The 13,822-nt window shown below is 56.6% G+C and carries 11 protein-coding genes and 1 pseudogene; 11 read left to right on the top strand and 1 reads right to left on the bottom strand.

Features of this window, described 5'->3' with window-relative positions; translation table 11 throughout:
* Positions 1 to 5: 5 nt before the first annotated feature.
* From aroA to ABLU87_RS20750, 11 genes and pseudogenes are all read left to right on the top strand, one after another.
* Entirely contained in the window at positions 6 to 1,289 is a 1,284-nt protein-coding gene (gene aroA / locus ABLU87_RS20800; RefSeq protein ID WP_004849473.1) for a 3-phosphoshikimate 1-carboxyvinyltransferase, read from the top strand.
* A 292-nt stretch (positions 1,290 to 1,581) separates the two neighbouring features.
* The gene (gene cmk, locus ABLU87_RS20795) at positions 1,582 to 2,265 is read left to right on the top strand and encodes a (d)CMP kinase (RefSeq protein ID WP_004849475.1); all 684 of its coding nucleotides are present in this window, start codon (positions 1,582 to 1,584) and stop codon (positions 2,263 to 2,265) included.
* A gap of 137 nt (positions 2,266 to 2,402) precedes the next feature.
* A complete protein-coding gene (rpsA, locus tag ABLU87_RS20790; RefSeq protein WP_004100702.1) occupies positions 2,403 to 4,076 on the top strand; it encodes a 30S ribosomal protein S1 in 1,674 nt (557 codons plus the stop codon).
* A 150-nt stretch (positions 4,077 to 4,226) separates the two neighbouring features.
* Positions 4,227 to 4,514, top strand: coding sequence for an integration host factor subunit beta (gene ihfB / locus ABLU87_RS20785; protein WP_004100704.1), 288 nt, complete (start codon positions 4,227 to 4,229; stop codon positions 4,512 to 4,514).
* 215 nt (positions 4,515 to 4,729) lie between these two features.
* A pseudogene (locus ABLU87_RS20780) lies at positions 4,730 to 6,986 on the top strand (ComEC family protein).
* 45 nt (positions 6,987 to 7,031) lie between these two features.
* Positions 7,032 to 8,780 (top strand): lipid A ABC transporter ATP-binding protein/permease MsbA, encoded by a 1,749-nt coding sequence (gene msbA / locus ABLU87_RS20775; protein ID WP_048261067.1) that lies wholly within the window; start codon positions 7,032 to 7,034, stop codon positions 8,778 to 8,780.
* Positions 8,777 to 9,757, top strand: a complete 981-nt coding sequence (gene lpxK / locus ABLU87_RS20770; protein WP_014228643.1) for a tetraacyldisaccharide 4'-kinase — start codon at positions 8,777 to 8,779, stop codon at positions 9,755 to 9,757. Before msbA ends, lpxK begins: the two co-directional genes overlap by 4 nt.
* A 45-nt stretch (positions 9,758 to 9,802) precedes the next feature.
* Positions 9,803 to 11,032 (top strand): winged helix-turn-helix domain-containing protein, encoded by a 1,230-nt coding sequence (locus tag ABLU87_RS20765; protein WP_109240764.1) that lies wholly within the window; start codon positions 9,803 to 9,805, stop codon positions 11,030 to 11,032.
* Between the two features lie 52 nt (positions 11,033 to 11,084).
* A complete protein-coding gene (gene ycaR / locus ABLU87_RS20760) occupies positions 11,085 to 11,267 on the top strand; it encodes a protein YcaR (protein ID WP_004130952.1) in 183 nt (60 codons plus the stop codon).
* On the top strand, positions 11,264 to 12,010 hold the full coding sequence (kdsB, locus tag ABLU87_RS20755; RefSeq protein WP_032748911.1) for a 3-deoxy-manno-octulosonate cytidylyltransferase: 747 nt from the start codon (positions 11,264 to 11,266) through the stop codon (positions 12,008 to 12,010). The genes ycaR and kdsB overlap by 4 nt, the downstream gene beginning before the upstream one ends.
* A gap of 141 nt (positions 12,011 to 12,151) precedes the next feature.
* Positions 12,152 to 13,045: a YcbJ family phosphotransferase gene (locus ABLU87_RS20750; protein ID WP_014228646.1), complete on the top strand. Its 894-nt coding sequence runs from the start codon at positions 12,152 to 12,154 to the stop codon at positions 13,043 to 13,045.
* Here the strand turns inward: ABLU87_RS20750 and elyC are convergent.
* Positions 13,022 to 13,801 carry an envelope biogenesis factor ElyC gene (elyC, locus tag ABLU87_RS20745; RefSeq protein WP_032748912.1) on the bottom strand — a complete coding sequence of 260 codons (780 nt, stop codon included), beginning with the start codon at positions 13,799 to 13,801 and terminating at the stop codon, positions 13,022 to 13,024. The two genes, ABLU87_RS20750 and elyC, sit on opposite strands and share 24 nt — an antisense overlap.
* Positions 13,802 to 13,822: the final 21 nt, after the last annotated feature.

Here is a 13,822-nt window from a genome sequence, read left to right as displayed (position 1 = left end):
GTTTAATGGAATCCCTGACGTTACAACCCATCGCACGCGTAGATGGCACGATTAACCTGCCCGGGTCCAAGAGTGTCTCTAACCGTGCCTTGCTGCTGGCGGCTTTGGCCCGCGGCACGACGGTGCTGACCAACCTGCTGGATAGCGACGATGTACGCCACATGCTGAATGCTCTGAGCGCGCTGGGAGTTCATTACACCCTGTCTTCCGATCGTACCCGCTGTGAAGTCACCGGCAACGGCGGCCCTCTGCAGGCGGCTGAAGCATTAGAACTGTTCCTCGGTAATGCCGGAACGGCGATGCGTCCGCTGGCGGCGGCGTTATGTTTAGGCCGTAACGATATTGTGCTGACCGGCGAGCCGCGAATGAAAGAGCGGCCGATTGGCCACCTGGTTGACGCGCTGCGTCAGGGCGGGGCCCAGATTGATTACCTGGAGCAGGAAAACTACCCGCCGCTGCGCCTGCGCGGCGGTTTCAGCGGCGGCCAGGTTGAAGTGGACGGCAGCGTTTCCAGCCAGTTTCTGACCGCGCTCCTGATGACCGCCCCACTGGCGCCTCAGGATACCGTCATCGCGATTAAAGGCGATCTGGTTTCCAAACCTTATATTGATATTACGCTGCACCTGATGAAAACCTTTGGCGTTGAGGTTGAAAATCAGTCTTACCAGCGTTTTATCGTACGCGGCAATCAACACTACCGCTCGCCGGGCGACTACCTGGTTGAAGGCGATGCCTCCTCGGCATCCTACTTCCTCGCCGCCGGCGCAATTAAGGGCGGAACGGTGAAAGTCACCGGTATTGGCCGCAACAGCGTCCAGGGCGATATCCGTTTTGCCGATGTGCTGGAAAAAATGGGCGCAACCGTCACCTGGGGCGATGACTTCATTGCCTGCACCCATGGTGAACTGAACGCCATCGATATGGATATGAATCATATTCCGGATGCGGCGATGACCATCGCCACGGCGGCCCTGTTCGCGAAGGGCACCACGACGCTGCGCAACATCTATAACTGGCGTGTCAAAGAGACCGATCGCCTGTTTGCGATGGCCACGGAGCTGCGTAAAGTGGGGGCAGAGGTGGAAGAGGGGGAGGATTACATCCGCATTACTCCGCCCGCGAAGCTCCAGTTTGCTGAGATCGGCACCTATAACGACCACCGTATGGCAATGTGCTTCTCGCTGGTGGCGCTTTCCGATACGCCGGTCACCATCCTTGACCCGAAGTGTACGGCGAAAACGTTCCCGGACTACTTTGAGCAGCTGGCGCGAATCAGTACGCTGGCCTGAATAACGCGCGTTTAAGGTAAAAACGCCGGCCATCGTGTCGGCGTTTTTTTATGCCCGCGAGTTAAATCGGCAAGCCCTGGCGCAGTACATTCGCGCTGGCATCGCCGCAGATTAACGGTAAAACGGCATCATCTTCCGGGCTGTTGCTCTGTCAGCCCGCTATAATTGCACAATTCTTCCACAGGAGATTTCCTGTTATCCGTAATTTACAAGCAATGCTCACTTTCCGTTGAAGAGATGCGTATAATGCGCGGCGTTTATATATTGATGCGCCTTGCTGAAGGAGAAAAAGATGACGGCAACAGTTCCGGTAATCACCATTGATGGGCCTGGCGGTGCGGGCAAAGGCACCTTATGCAAGGCAATGGCAGAAACGCTGGGCTGGCATCTGCTCGACTCTGGGGCGATTTATCGCGTGCTTGCTCTTGCTGCGCTACATCATCATGTGGATGTTGAATCCGAAGAGGCGCTGGTGCCACTGGCTGCGCACCTGGATGTTCGTTTTGTCTCCACTAACGGTAGCCTGGAAGTGGTGCTGGAGGGGGAGGACGTTAGCGCTGAGATTCGCACTCAGGATGTTGCCAACACGGCCTCTAAAGTGGCGGCTTTTCCCCGCGTGCGTGAAGCGTTGCTGCGCCGCCAGCGGGCCTTTCGCGAATTGCCAGGCCTGATCGCCGACGGACGCGATATGGGCACCGTCGTATTCCCTGATGCGCAGGTGAAAATTTTCCTTGACGCCTCCGCGGAGGAACGTGCTCATCGCCGCATGCTTCAGTTGCAGGAGAAGGGCTTTAGTGTTAACTTTGATCGCCTTTTATCCGAGATAAAAGAGCGCGACGATCGCGATCGCAATCGTACAGTCGCGCCGCTGATCCCGGCTGCCGATGCTTTAGTTCTTGATTCAACAGAACTAAACATTGAGCAAGTGATTGAAAAAGCGCTACACTATGCGCGCGAAAAACTGGCTTCCGCTTAATCGTCTTATCGATAAAGCACAACAGCCTCCGAATTATAGCAGTACCCCCGCAGCAATGGAGTGTTAGCGGGTATGTTAAACAACCCCATCCGGCATGGAGCCAGGTGGACGTTAAATATGAAACCTGAAGATTAAACATGACTGAATCTTTTGCTCAACTATTTGAAGAATCCTTAAAAACAATCGAAACCCGTCCGGGTTCCATCGTTCGTGGTGTTGTTGTTGCTATCGACAAAGACGTAGTACTGGTTGACGCCGGTCTGAAATCTGAGTCTGCCATTCCGGCAGAGCAGTTCAAAAACGCCCAGGGCGAGCTGGAAATCCAGGTTGGTGACGAAGTTGACGTTGCTCTGGATGCAGTAGAAGACGGCTTCGGTGAAACCCTGCTGTCCCGTGAGAAAGCTAAACGTCACGAAGCTTGGATCACGCTGGAAAAAGCTTACGAAGACGCTGAAACTGTAGTCGGTATTATCAACGGCAAAGTTAAAGGTGGCTTCACTGTTGAGCTGAATGGTATTCGTGCGTTCCTGCCGGGCTCCCTGGTAGACGTTCGTCCGGTGCGCGATACGCTGCACCTGGAAGGCAAAGAGCTTGAATTCAAAGTCATCAAGCTGGACCAGAAACGTAACAACGTTGTTGTTTCTCGTCGTGCCGTTATCGAATCCGAAAACAGCGCAGAGCGCGATCAGCTGCTGGAAAACCTGCAGGAAGGCATGGAAGTTAAAGGTATCGTTAAGAACCTCACTGACTACGGTGCATTCGTTGATCTGGGCGGCGTTGACGGCCTGCTGCACATTACCGATATGGCATGGAAACGCGTTAAGCATCCGAGCGAAATCGTAAACGTTGGCGACGAAATCACTGTTAAAGTGCTGAAGTTCGACCGCGAACGTACTCGTGTATCTCTTGGCCTGAAACAGCTGGGCGAAGATCCGTGGGTAGCTATCGCTAAGCGTTATCCGGAAGGTACCAAACTGACCGGTCGCGTGACCAACCTGACCGACTACGGCTGCTTCGTTGAAATCGAAGAAGGCGTTGAAGGCCTGGTTCACGTTTCCGAAATGGACTGGACCAACAAAAACATCCACCCGTCCAAAGTTGTTAACGTTGGCGATGTAGTGGAAGTTATGGTTCTGGATATCGACGAAGAACGTCGCCGTATCTCCCTGGGCCTGAAGCAGTGCAAAAACAACCCATGGCAGCAGTTCGCGGAAACCCACAACAAGGGCGACCGTGTTGAAGGTAAAATCAAGTCTATCACTGACTTCGGTATCTTCATCGGCTTGGACGGCGGCATCGATGGCCTGGTTCACCTGTCTGACATCTCCTGGAACGTTGCAGGCGAAGAAGCAGTTCGTGAATACAAAAAAGGCGACGAAATCGCAGCAGTTGTTCTGCAGGTTGACGCAGAGCGCGAGCGTATCTCTCTGGGCGTTAAACAGCTCGCAGAAGATCCGTTCAACAACTGGGTTGCACTGAACAAGAAAGGCGCAATCGTAAACGGTAAAGTCACTGCAGTTGACGCTAAAGGCGCAACCGTAGAGCTGGCTGACGGCGTTGAAGGTTACCTGCGCGCTTCTGAAGCTTCCCGTGACCGCGTTGAAGATGCAACTCTGGTTCTGAGCGTTGGCGACGACGTTGAAGCTAAATTCACCGGCGTTGATCGTAAAAACCGCGCAATCAGCCTGTCTGTTCGTGCGAAAGACGAAGCTGACGAGAAAGATGCAATCGCAACTGTTAACAAACAGGAAGATGCAAACTTCTCCAACAACGCAATGGCTGAAGCTTTCAAAGCAGCTAAAGGCGAGTAATCTTAGTCTTTCGGGTTACAACAACCTGAATTACGACGAGTTTACTTGACAGATTGCAGGATTCGTCCTGTAATCAAGCACAAAGGGCGGCTACGGCCGCCCTTGTTTAAGCTGTTAGCTAATTTTGCCTTGAAGGAAACCGGAGGAATAATGACCAAGTCAGAATTGATAGAAAGACTTGCCAGCCAGCAATCTCACATTCCTGCGAAAGCAGTGGAAGATGCTGTTAAAGAAATGCTGGAGCATATGGCCTCAACGCTTGCTCAAGGCGAGCGCATTGAAATCCGCGGTTTCGGCAGCTTCTCTCTGCATTATCGAGCACCCCGCACCGGGCGTAACCCAAAGACTGGCGATAAAGTTGAACTGGAAGGTAAATACGTTCCCCACTTTAAGCCGGGCAAAGAATTACGCGACCGCGCCAATATTTACGAAGAGTAAGTTTCGCCGATCGGCGACAACATACTTAAACGTTAAAAAAGCACCTTCGGGTGCTTTTTTTATGCCTTTAAATCTCTCTTTGAAGTGACCTCACAAAACGCGGGTTCTGTTGCGTTAACGCGGTAGATTTTGCGGATGGCGCGGCGCAGTTCCTTTCCTTGCCTGGCGACACACTCCCCGTTTAGCGTAACACTCCCTCTGACAGGGAGGTGCTAATGCGTTTACCACAACTTGCCGGCTGTGTGATTATCGGTATTCTGCCGCTGCTCTGGCTGCCAGTGCTGCCCGGGCGGTGGGTTATCTGGGGGCTCATGGCCCTGGCGCTACTTATTGCGCAATGTCGACGCAGACCTGCGCAATATGCGGCATTGATAACGCTGTTTTTTGTCTGGGGAGCCCTCAGCGCAGGCGAGGTGCTGTGGCCGACGGAGAGGTTAACGGACAGGAATCGCCAGGTTGACGTTGAGCTAACCGCAACGGACGGGCAGACAACGCATCAGGGGAAGATTATCCGTCTGGATGGGCGACGGCTGTTTCCTGCGCCAGGGATTAGCCTCTACGGCAGCTACCTGCCAGAAACGCCCTGCGCAGGTCAGGTTTGGGCAATGACGCTGCGCGCGCGTCCGGTACACGGACAGCTCAACGATGGCGGGTTTGATAGCCAGCGTCATGCATTGTCGCAGCATCGTCCGTTAACCGGACTCTTTATCACCGCTGACGTTCGGGTGCGGACCTGTAGTTTGCGGGCGCGTTATCTTGCTTCGCTGAATCAAACGCTGAACGCGTTGCCGTGGCAATCGGTGATGCTAGGGTTAGGCATGGGGGAGCGTCTGGCAATACCGCGCGAGATAAAGACCCTGATGCAGGAAACCGGGACATCGCACCTGATGGCGATTTCTGGCTTACATATCGCGCTAGGGGCTTCACTGGGCTGGTTGCTGCTCAGAGGTGTGCAGTTTTTTCTCCCGTGCCGCTGGCTTGGCTGGCGGGCGCCGCTGCTCGTTGGCCTGGCGAGCGCGATTTTTTACGCCGGGCTGACCGGCATGCAGCCACCCGCGTTGCGCACCTGCGTCGCGCTGGCCGCCGGCTGCGCGCTGCGGCTATCCGGAAAACGCTGGTCGCCATGGCAGCTATGGGTCTGCTGCATTGGCGCAATACTGTTTGCCGATCCGCTGGCGGTGTTGTCCGAAAGCCTCTGGCTTTCCGCGTTTGCCGTTGCGGCGCTTATCTTCTGGTATCAGCTGGCGCCGATGCCGGGCGGCAAAAGGAGCGGGCTACTGCGTCAAAGCCTCGCGTTATGTCATCTGCAGATCGGTTTAATGTTTTTACTTGCTCCTCTACAGATCGCACTTTTTCACGGCATCAGCCTGACGTCCGTGCTGGCCAACTTGATTGCCGTGCCGCTGGTGACCTTTGTCGTTGTCCCGCTAATTCTGACCGCGATGTTTTTACACCTCTGCGCGCCGTTTATCATTGAGATGGCGGTCTGGCAATCGGCGGACCGTGTACTGGCCGCGCTATTCTGGTTCTTACGAAAGCTGCCGCCCGGCTGGCTGGCGCTGGATGCGCGCTGGCTTGGGATAAGCTTGCTGCCGTGGCTGGCGTTAATCGTCTGGCGTTTTCATGCGTGGCGCACGTTGCCCGCGTTTTGTTTAGCATTTCTTGGGCTATTGAGCTGGCCCTTCTGGCAGAGTACGGCTGCTAACGAATGGCGAGTCACCATGCTGGATGTCGGGCAGGGGCTGGCAATGGTGATTGAACACGAGGGCGCGGCGCTTCTCTATGATACCGGCCTGGCCTGGCCCGAGGGAGACAGCGGTCAGCAGATCATTATTCCCTGGCTACGCTGGCATCATTTGCAGCTTGAAGGCGTCGTTCTCAGCCACGAGCATCTCGATCACCGCGGCGGGCTAATTTCGGTGTTAAAGGCGTGGCCCCGGATATGGGTGCGAAGCCCTTTAGGCTGGGCGGGTCATTTAGCCTGCCAGCGCGGAGAAACCTGGCAGTGGCGGGGTTTAACCTTTCGCGCGCTCTGGCCGCTGCCCGGAGCGACAGCGCAGGGGAATAATCGCTCGTGCGTGGTGCGTATTGATGACGGTAAACACAGTATTCTGCTGACCGGGGATATCGAAACGCCCGCGGAACGGGCGATGATTAGCCGCTACTGGCAACATCTTACGTCTACACTTATCCAGGTCCCCCACCACGGCAGTAATACCTCGTCGGGAATCGCCCTGCTGCGGAGCGTTGGCGGAGAAGCTGCGCTGGCTTCCGCTTCGCGCTATAACGCATGGCGCATGCCATCAACCAAAGTGATTCAGCGCTACCGAAAACAGAGCTATCAGTGGTTCGACACGCCGCATCAGGGGCAAATTACGGTGGTTTTTTTCTCCGGATAGCTGGCAAATCCATGGCTTACGGGATCAAGTTTTACCGCGATGGTATCATCAGTGGTTTGGCGGGAAGGCGTAGAACGGGTAGAATATGCGGCTATTTCAACACAAGCTGGTTTATTGAATGCAGAACGATAAAGATCTCTCCACGTGGCAGACCTTCCGCCGACTCTGGCCGATTATAGCGCCGTTTAAACCCGGGCTAATCGTGGCAGCGGTAGCGTTAGTGCTTAACGCGGCTAGTGATACCTTCATGCTATCGCTTCTTAAACCGTTATTGGATGATGGTTTTGGTAAAACGGATCGCTCGGTGCTGATATGGATGCCGCTGGTGGTGATCGGGTTGATGGTTCTGCGCGGCATTACCAGCTACGTTTCGAGCTACTGTATCTCCTGGGTTTCCGGCAAGGTCGTGATGACGATGCGCCGTCGTTTATTCAGCCACATGATGGGGATGCCGGTTGCCTTCTTTGACAAACAGTCCACCGGGACGCTGCTATCGCGTATTACCTATGATTCCGAGCAGGTCGCGTCTTCTTCCTCCAGCGCGCTGATTACCGTTGTGCGCGAAGGCGCGTCGATTATTGGCCTGTTCGTCATGATGTTCTACTACAGCTGGCAGCTGTCGGTGATTCTGATCGTGCTGGCGCCGATCGTGTCTATCGCGATTCGCGTGGTCTCGAAGCGTTTTCGTAATATCAGCAAGAATATGCAGAACACCATGGGCCAGGTGACGACCAGCGCAGAGCAGATGCTGAAAGGGCATAAAGAAGTGCTGATGTTTGGCGGTCAGGCCGTCGAAACCAAACGTTTTGATAAAGTCAGCAATAAAATGCGCCTGCAGGGGATGAAAATGGTCTCCGCGTCGTCAATTTCTGACCCGATTATTCAGCTGATCGCCTCTCTGGCCCTGGCTTTCGTGCTTTATGCTGCCAGCTTCCCGAGCGTAATGGAGACGCTGACGGCGGGTACCATCACCGTTGTCTTCTCTTCAATGATCGCGCTGATGCGCCCGCTGAAATCACTGACTAACGTCAACGCGCAGTTCCAGCGCGGGATGGCCGCTTGCCAGACGCTTTTCGCTATCCTTGACTCCGAGCAGGAGAAAGATGAAGGCACGCGGGTTATCGAACGCGCGAAGGGCAACCTCGAATTTAAAAACGTCACCTTCAGATACCCGGGACGTGAAGTCGCCGCGCTGCGCAATATAGACCTGAATATTCCGGAAGGGAAAACCGTGGCGCTGGTAGGGCGCTCGGGTTCGGGTAAGTCGACCATCGCCAGCCTGATTACGCGTTTCTACGATGTCGATGATGGGCAGATCTTACTGGACGGCCACGACCTGCGTGAATACACCCTGAGCTCCCTGCGCGATCAGGTTGCGCTGGTGTCGCAAAACGTTCATCTCTTTAACGATACCGTAGCGAATAACATCGCCTACGCGCGTACCGAAGAGTACAGCCGCGAGCAGATAGAAGAAGCCGCTCGTATGGCTTATGCCATGGACTTTATCAACAAAATGGACAATGGCCTGGATACGATTATCGGGGAAAACGGTGTTATGCTTTCCGGCGGTCAGCGCCAGCGTATCGCTATCGCTCGCGCCCTGCTGCGTAACAGCCCGATACTGATCCTCGACGAAGCCACATCGGCGCTGGATACCGAATCGGAACGCGCTATTCAGGCGGCGCTGGACGAACTGCAGAAAAACCGCACCTCGCTGGTGATTGCCCACCGTCTGTCGACGATTGAGCAGGCCGACGAGATCGTGGTGGTGGAAGATGGCCAGATCGTTGAACGCGGCAGCCATACCGACCTGCTTGAGCACAAGGGCGTTTACGCCCAGCTGCATAAGATGCAGTTCGGCGCATGATTGCACGCATCTGGTCCGGTGAGTCGCCCTTATGGCGGCTGCTGCTTCCGCTCTCCTGGCTCTATGGCCTGGTGAGCGGGTTGATACGGCTGAGCTATAAACTGGGTTGGCAAAAAGCCTGGCGAGCGCCGGTGCCTGTGGTGGTGGTGGGTAATCTGACCGCGGGCGGTAATGGTAAAACGCCGGTTGTCGTCTGGCTGGTGGAACAGCTCCAGCAGCGCGGTATTCGCGTTGGCGTCGTTTCACGCGGCTACGGCGGTAAAGCGGCGAGCTATCCGCTGCTGCTGAATACGGCTACCCCCACAGCGGAAGCGGGCGATGAGCCGGTGCTGATTTACCAGCGTACCGGCGCGCCGGTTGCCGTCTCGCCGGTACGCAGCGATGCGGTACAGGCCCTGCTCGCCGCCCACGATCTTCAGCTTATCGTCACAGACGATGGCCTGCAGCACTATAAGCTGGCGCGCGACAAAGAAATTGTGGTGATTGACGGCGTGCGCCGTTTTGGCAACGGCTGGTGGCTGCCTGCCGGCCCCATGCGCGAGCGCGCTTCGCGTTTACGCAGCGTGGATGCGGTTATCGTTAACGGCGGTCTCGCCCGTCCGGGAGAGATCCCGATGCAGCTTCGCCCCGGGCAGGCGGTAAATCTGCTGACCGGCGAACGCCGGGATGCGGCGGCGTTGGACAACGTGGTGGCGATGGCCGGAATCGGCCACCCGCCGCGCTTCTTCGCCACCCTTGAAAGCTGCGGCGTCAGTCCGGTAAAAACCGTCGCCTTAGCCGATCATCAGGCATTGGCGCAGAGCGCAGTCGCCGCGCTGGCGACGCCGCAGCAAACCCTGCTGATGACCGAAAAAGATGCGGTGAAGTGCCGCGAATTTGCTCAGGCAAACTGGTGGTATCTTCCGGTCGACGCGATAATGACTGACCAACGCGCGCAGCGGTTGCTCACGGACTTAGTTACCCTGGCGCAACGCTAATTGTCGTATCACCGCTTGCGCCGGAACCCTTAACGGAGAAGCTGCATGCCGGTATTGTCCCTCTCGCTTAAAGAAGCCCGCCATCTTCACCTTGCCGCTCAGGGGCTGCTAAAAAAGCCCCGTCGCCGCGCAAAGCCCGGGGATATTCTGCAGACCATTAAGCAGATGTCTCTGCTGCAAATCGATACCATCAACGTTGTTGCGCGCAGTCCTTATCTGGTGCTGTTCAGCCGCCTCGGCCACTATCCGCAGCGCTGGCTGGACGAGGCGCTCCGCGCCGGCGAGCTGATGGAGTACTGGGCGCACGAAGCCTGCTTTTTACCGCGCAGCGACTTTTCACTGGTGCGTCACCGCATGCTGACGCCGGATAAAATGGGCTGGAAATATCACAAAGCGTGGATGACCGAACACGCCGAGGGCATTCAGGCGCTGTTGGCGCATATAGCCGAAAATGGCCCGGTTCGCTCGGCCGACTTCGAGCATCCGCGCAAAGGCGCCAGCGGATGGTGGGAGTGGAAACCGCATAAGCGCCATCTTGAAGGCTTATTCACCGCCGGTGAAGTGATGGTTATCGAGCGGCGTAATTTTCAGCGCGTTTACGATCTGACGCAGCGGGTCATGCCGGACTGGGACGATGAGCGCGACGGGCTCTCTCAGGAGCAGGCTGAAGCCATGATGTTACGTAATAGTGCTCGCAGCCTGGGGATTTTTCGCGCGCAGTGGCTGGCGGATTATTATCGTCTGCGTCAGCCCCCGCTGCCGCTACTGCTGGTGAGCTGGCAGGAGGAGGGGCTGGTGGTGCCGGTTAACGTTGAAGCGCTGGGCGAAATGTGGCTCCACCGTGATGCTCTGGCGCTGCTGGAATCTTCTCCCGGCGGTAGGCTCGCCGCCAGCCGCAGCGCGGTGCTTTCGCCTTTCGATCCGGTAGTCTGGGATCGCAAACGAGCGGAACAGCTGTTTAACTTTACCTATCGCCTGGAGTGCTACACGCCCGCGCCGAAACGGCAGTATGGCTATTTCGTATTACCGCTGCTGCACCAGGGGAGACTGGTTGGCAGAATGGATAGCAAAATGCACCGCAAAACCGGCGTTCTGGAAATTATCGCCCTGTGGCTGGAGGAGGGCGTCAAGGTGACGTCGGGTCTGGAGAGCGGGCTAAAACGCGCCATTGATGATTTTGCCCTCTGGCAGGAAGCCACGCGGGTGAGCTGCGGGAAGCTGCCGGCGGAACTTTTTGCCGGGCGGCAACAGGGTTGGGAAATTGACGCTGCCTGAGCCCACGTGTGATATGCTGCTGAAGAATCTATTCGGTCCATCTGGAGGAATCATGGATCACCGTTTACTTGAAATTATCGCCTGTCCGGTTTGTAACGGTAAGCTGTATTACAGCCAGGATAAGCAAGAACTGATCTGCAAACTTGATCGCCTGGCTTTTCCGCTGCGTGAAGGCATTCCCGTACTGCTGGAAACCGAAGCCCGCCCGCTTCCTGTAGAAGAGAGCCAGTCATGAGTTTCGTGGTTATTATCCCCGCGCGCTTTGCTTCTACCCGCCTGCCAGGAAAACCGCTCCAGGATATCAACGGCAAGCCGATGATTGTCCATGTTCTGGAACGCGCTCGCGAATCCGGGGCCGAGCGGATTATCGTTGCTACCGACCATCCGGACGTGGCCCGCGCGGTGGAAGCCGCCGGCGGTGAAGTCTGCATGACCCGTGAAGATCATCAGTCAGGCACCGAACGCCTGGCCGAGGTGGTTGAAAAATGCGCCTTCAGCGATGACACCATCATTGTGAATATTCAGGGCGATGAGCCGATGATCCCGCCCGCGATCGTGCGCCAGGTAGCCGAGAATCTGGCTGCCAGCACCAGTGGTATGGCAACCTTAGCGGTGCCAATCCACGATGCGGAAGAGGCGTTTAATCCAAATGCGGTGAAGGTCGTCATGGATGCTGAGGGCTACGCGCTCTATTTTTCCCGCGCCACCATTCCGTGGGATCGCGATCGTTTCGCTAAATCCCGCGAGGCTATCGGTGATTCGCTGCTGCGTCATATCGGTATTTATGGCTATCGCGCCGGTTTTATTCGTCGCTATGTGAGCTGGGCGCCGAGCCCGCTGGAGCAAATAGAGATGCTCGAGCAGCTGCGCGTGCTGTGGTATGGCGAGAAAATCCATGTCGCGGTGGCGGAAGTGGTTCCCGGTACAGGTGTCGATACGCCGGAAGATCTGGAGCGCGTTCGCGCGGAGCTGCGTTAATCCCCCCATCCCCTCCGCCAGGAGGGGATATCCCCAGGCCGTTATTCCATACTTTTTTACGTCAATTTTGATCTCACCCGATGACAACCCCGGCCCAGGCGCTCATTATGAAACCGGTAGTATTCATAGGGGTAATCAGAAATGGAACAGTTGCGTACCGAGCTGAGCCACCTGCTGGGTGAAAAACTAAGCCGCGTGGAGTGCGTCAGCGAGAAACCGTCGTCGGCGCTGTGGTCGCTATATGATGCGCAGGGAAACCCAATGCCGCTGCTGGCGCGCAGCTTTACGACGCCGGGCGTGGCGCGTCAGCTGGCGTGGAAGATATCAACCCTGGCGCGAAGCGGCACCGTCCGTATGCCGGTTGTCTACGGCGTGATGACGCACGACGAGCATCCGGGTCCCGATGTACTGCTGATTGAACGACTGCGCGGCGTCTCGGTTGAAGCCCCCGCCCGCACGCCGGAGCGCTGGGAGCAGCTGCAGGAGCAGATCGTGGAAGCGCTGCTGGCCTGGCATCGTCAGGATAGCGGCGGCTGCGTCGGGATGGTCGATAGCACTCAGGAAAATCTCTGGCCGTACTGGTACCGCCAGCGCGTGGAGGTGCTATGGAGTACGCTGAATCTTTATCAGGATACCGGCCTGACGATGCAGGACAAACGCATCCTGTTCCGCACGCGCGAATGCCTTATGGATTTGTTTAAAGGTTTCAATGATAACTGCGTGCTGGTACACGGTAGCTTCACGCTGCGCAGCATGCTTAAAGATCCGCGCAGCGATCAGCTGCTGGCGATGGTGGGGCCGGGCATGATGCTCTGGGCGCCGCGGGAATACGAGCTTTTCCGTCTGGCCGAGAGCGGTCAGGAAGAGGAGCTGCTGTGGCACTATCTGCGCCGGGCGCCGGTGGCGGAAGCGTTTCTCTGGCGGCGCTGGCTGTATCTGCTGTGGGACGAAGTGGATAATCTGGTGAATACCGGACGCTTTGACCGCGTCCGGTTTGACCTGGCGGCAAAATCAATCCTGCCCTGGCTCGCCTGAAGAACCTTTTAGCCACTGCCAGATGCGGCCTAACGTTTCGTAACCCACCCGATCGCTATGCATGAGCCAGACGGGCGAAGGAATAGCCCGCTCCCACGGGTTAAGCGGTGACTCAATCGCCAGCTGGTTGGCCGGCGCGGGCAGGGGAGTTAGCCCGGCGCGGCGAAAGAAAATCATCGCCCGCGGCAGATGAGAGGCGGAGGTGACCAGCAGGAACGGCGCATCGCCTATCGCCATCTTCACCGCAGCGGCTTCCTCTTCGGTATCTTTGGGTTTATCCAGAACAAGGATTTCGCTGCGCGGTATGCCCAGGCTCTCTGCCACTCTGGCCCCGGCTTCTGCCGTACTGACCGGATTTGTTTTTGCCGCTGCGCCGGTAAAGATGAGTTTCGAGCCCGGATTTTCATACCACAGGCGGATCCCCTCCGTCAGCCGCGGCAGGCTATTATTGATGAGATTGGAACTGGGCGCCCAGTCCGGATTCCAGGTGTAGCCTCCGCCAAGCACGACCACGTACTGCACGCGCTTTTCACCTCGCCACGTCGGGTACTTATCTTCAATTGGCTTGAGCAGGCTATCGGCGACCGGTTGCAGGCTCAACAGCAGCAACAGCAGCCAGCCGAGGCTGACGCAGAGCTTGCCGGTGCGCTGGAAACGGCTAAACCACAGCAGGGCTATGCCGAACGCAATGAGCAGCAGCAGCAGGGGAAGCGGCAGCATCATACCGCCTAAAACCTTTTTCAGCGTAAAAAGCATGCCGTACGGTTCCTTTTTTAA

It is taken from the genome of Klebsiella sp. CB_Kp196 (assembly GCF_040061575.1).
In the GTDB taxonomy this organism is placed as follows: Bacteria; Pseudomonadota; Gammaproteobacteria; order Enterobacterales; family Enterobacteriaceae; genus Klebsiella; species Klebsiella michiganensis.
This window is presented reverse-complemented; position numbering and strand designations above follow the sequence as displayed.

Excerpts from the sequence above, each read along its gene's own strand:
- aroA (WP_004849473.1), top strand. The coding sequence starts at position 6 with ATGGAATCCCTGACGTTACAACCCATCGCACGCGTAGATGGCACGATT.
- cmk (WP_004849475.1), top strand. The coding sequence starts at position 1,582 with ATGACGGCAACAGTTCCGGTAATCACCATTGATGGGCCTGGCGGTGCG.
- rpsA (WP_004100702.1), top strand. The coding sequence starts at position 2,403 with ATGACTGAATCTTTTGCTCAACTATTTGAAGAATCCTTAAAAACAATC.
- ihfB (WP_004100704.1), top strand. The coding sequence starts at position 4,227 with ATGACCAAGTCAGAATTGATAGAAAGACTTGCCAGCCAGCAATCTCAC.
- msbA (WP_048261067.1), top strand. The coding sequence starts at position 7,032 with ATGCAGAACGATAAAGATCTCTCCACGTGGCAGACCTTCCGCCGACTC.
- lpxK (WP_014228643.1), top strand. The coding sequence starts at position 8,777 with ATGATTGCACGCATCTGGTCCGGTGAGTCGCCCTTATGGCGGCTGCTG.
- ABLU87_RS20765 (WP_109240764.1), top strand. The coding sequence starts at position 9,803 with ATGCCGGTATTGTCCCTCTCGCTTAAAGAAGCCCGCCATCTTCACCTT.
- ycaR (WP_004130952.1), top strand. The coding sequence starts at position 11,085 with ATGGATCACCGTTTACTTGAAATTATCGCCTGTCCGGTTTGTAACGGT.
- kdsB (WP_032748911.1), top strand. The coding sequence starts at position 11,264 with ATGAGTTTCGTGGTTATTATCCCCGCGCGCTTTGCTTCTACCCGCCTG.
- ABLU87_RS20750 (WP_014228646.1), top strand. The coding sequence starts at position 12,152 with ATGGAACAGTTGCGTACCGAGCTGAGCCACCTGCTGGGTGAAAAACTA.
- elyC (WP_032748912.1), bottom strand. The coding sequence starts at position 13,801 with ATGCTTTTTACGCTGAAAAAGGTTTTAGGCGGTATGATGCTGCCGCTT.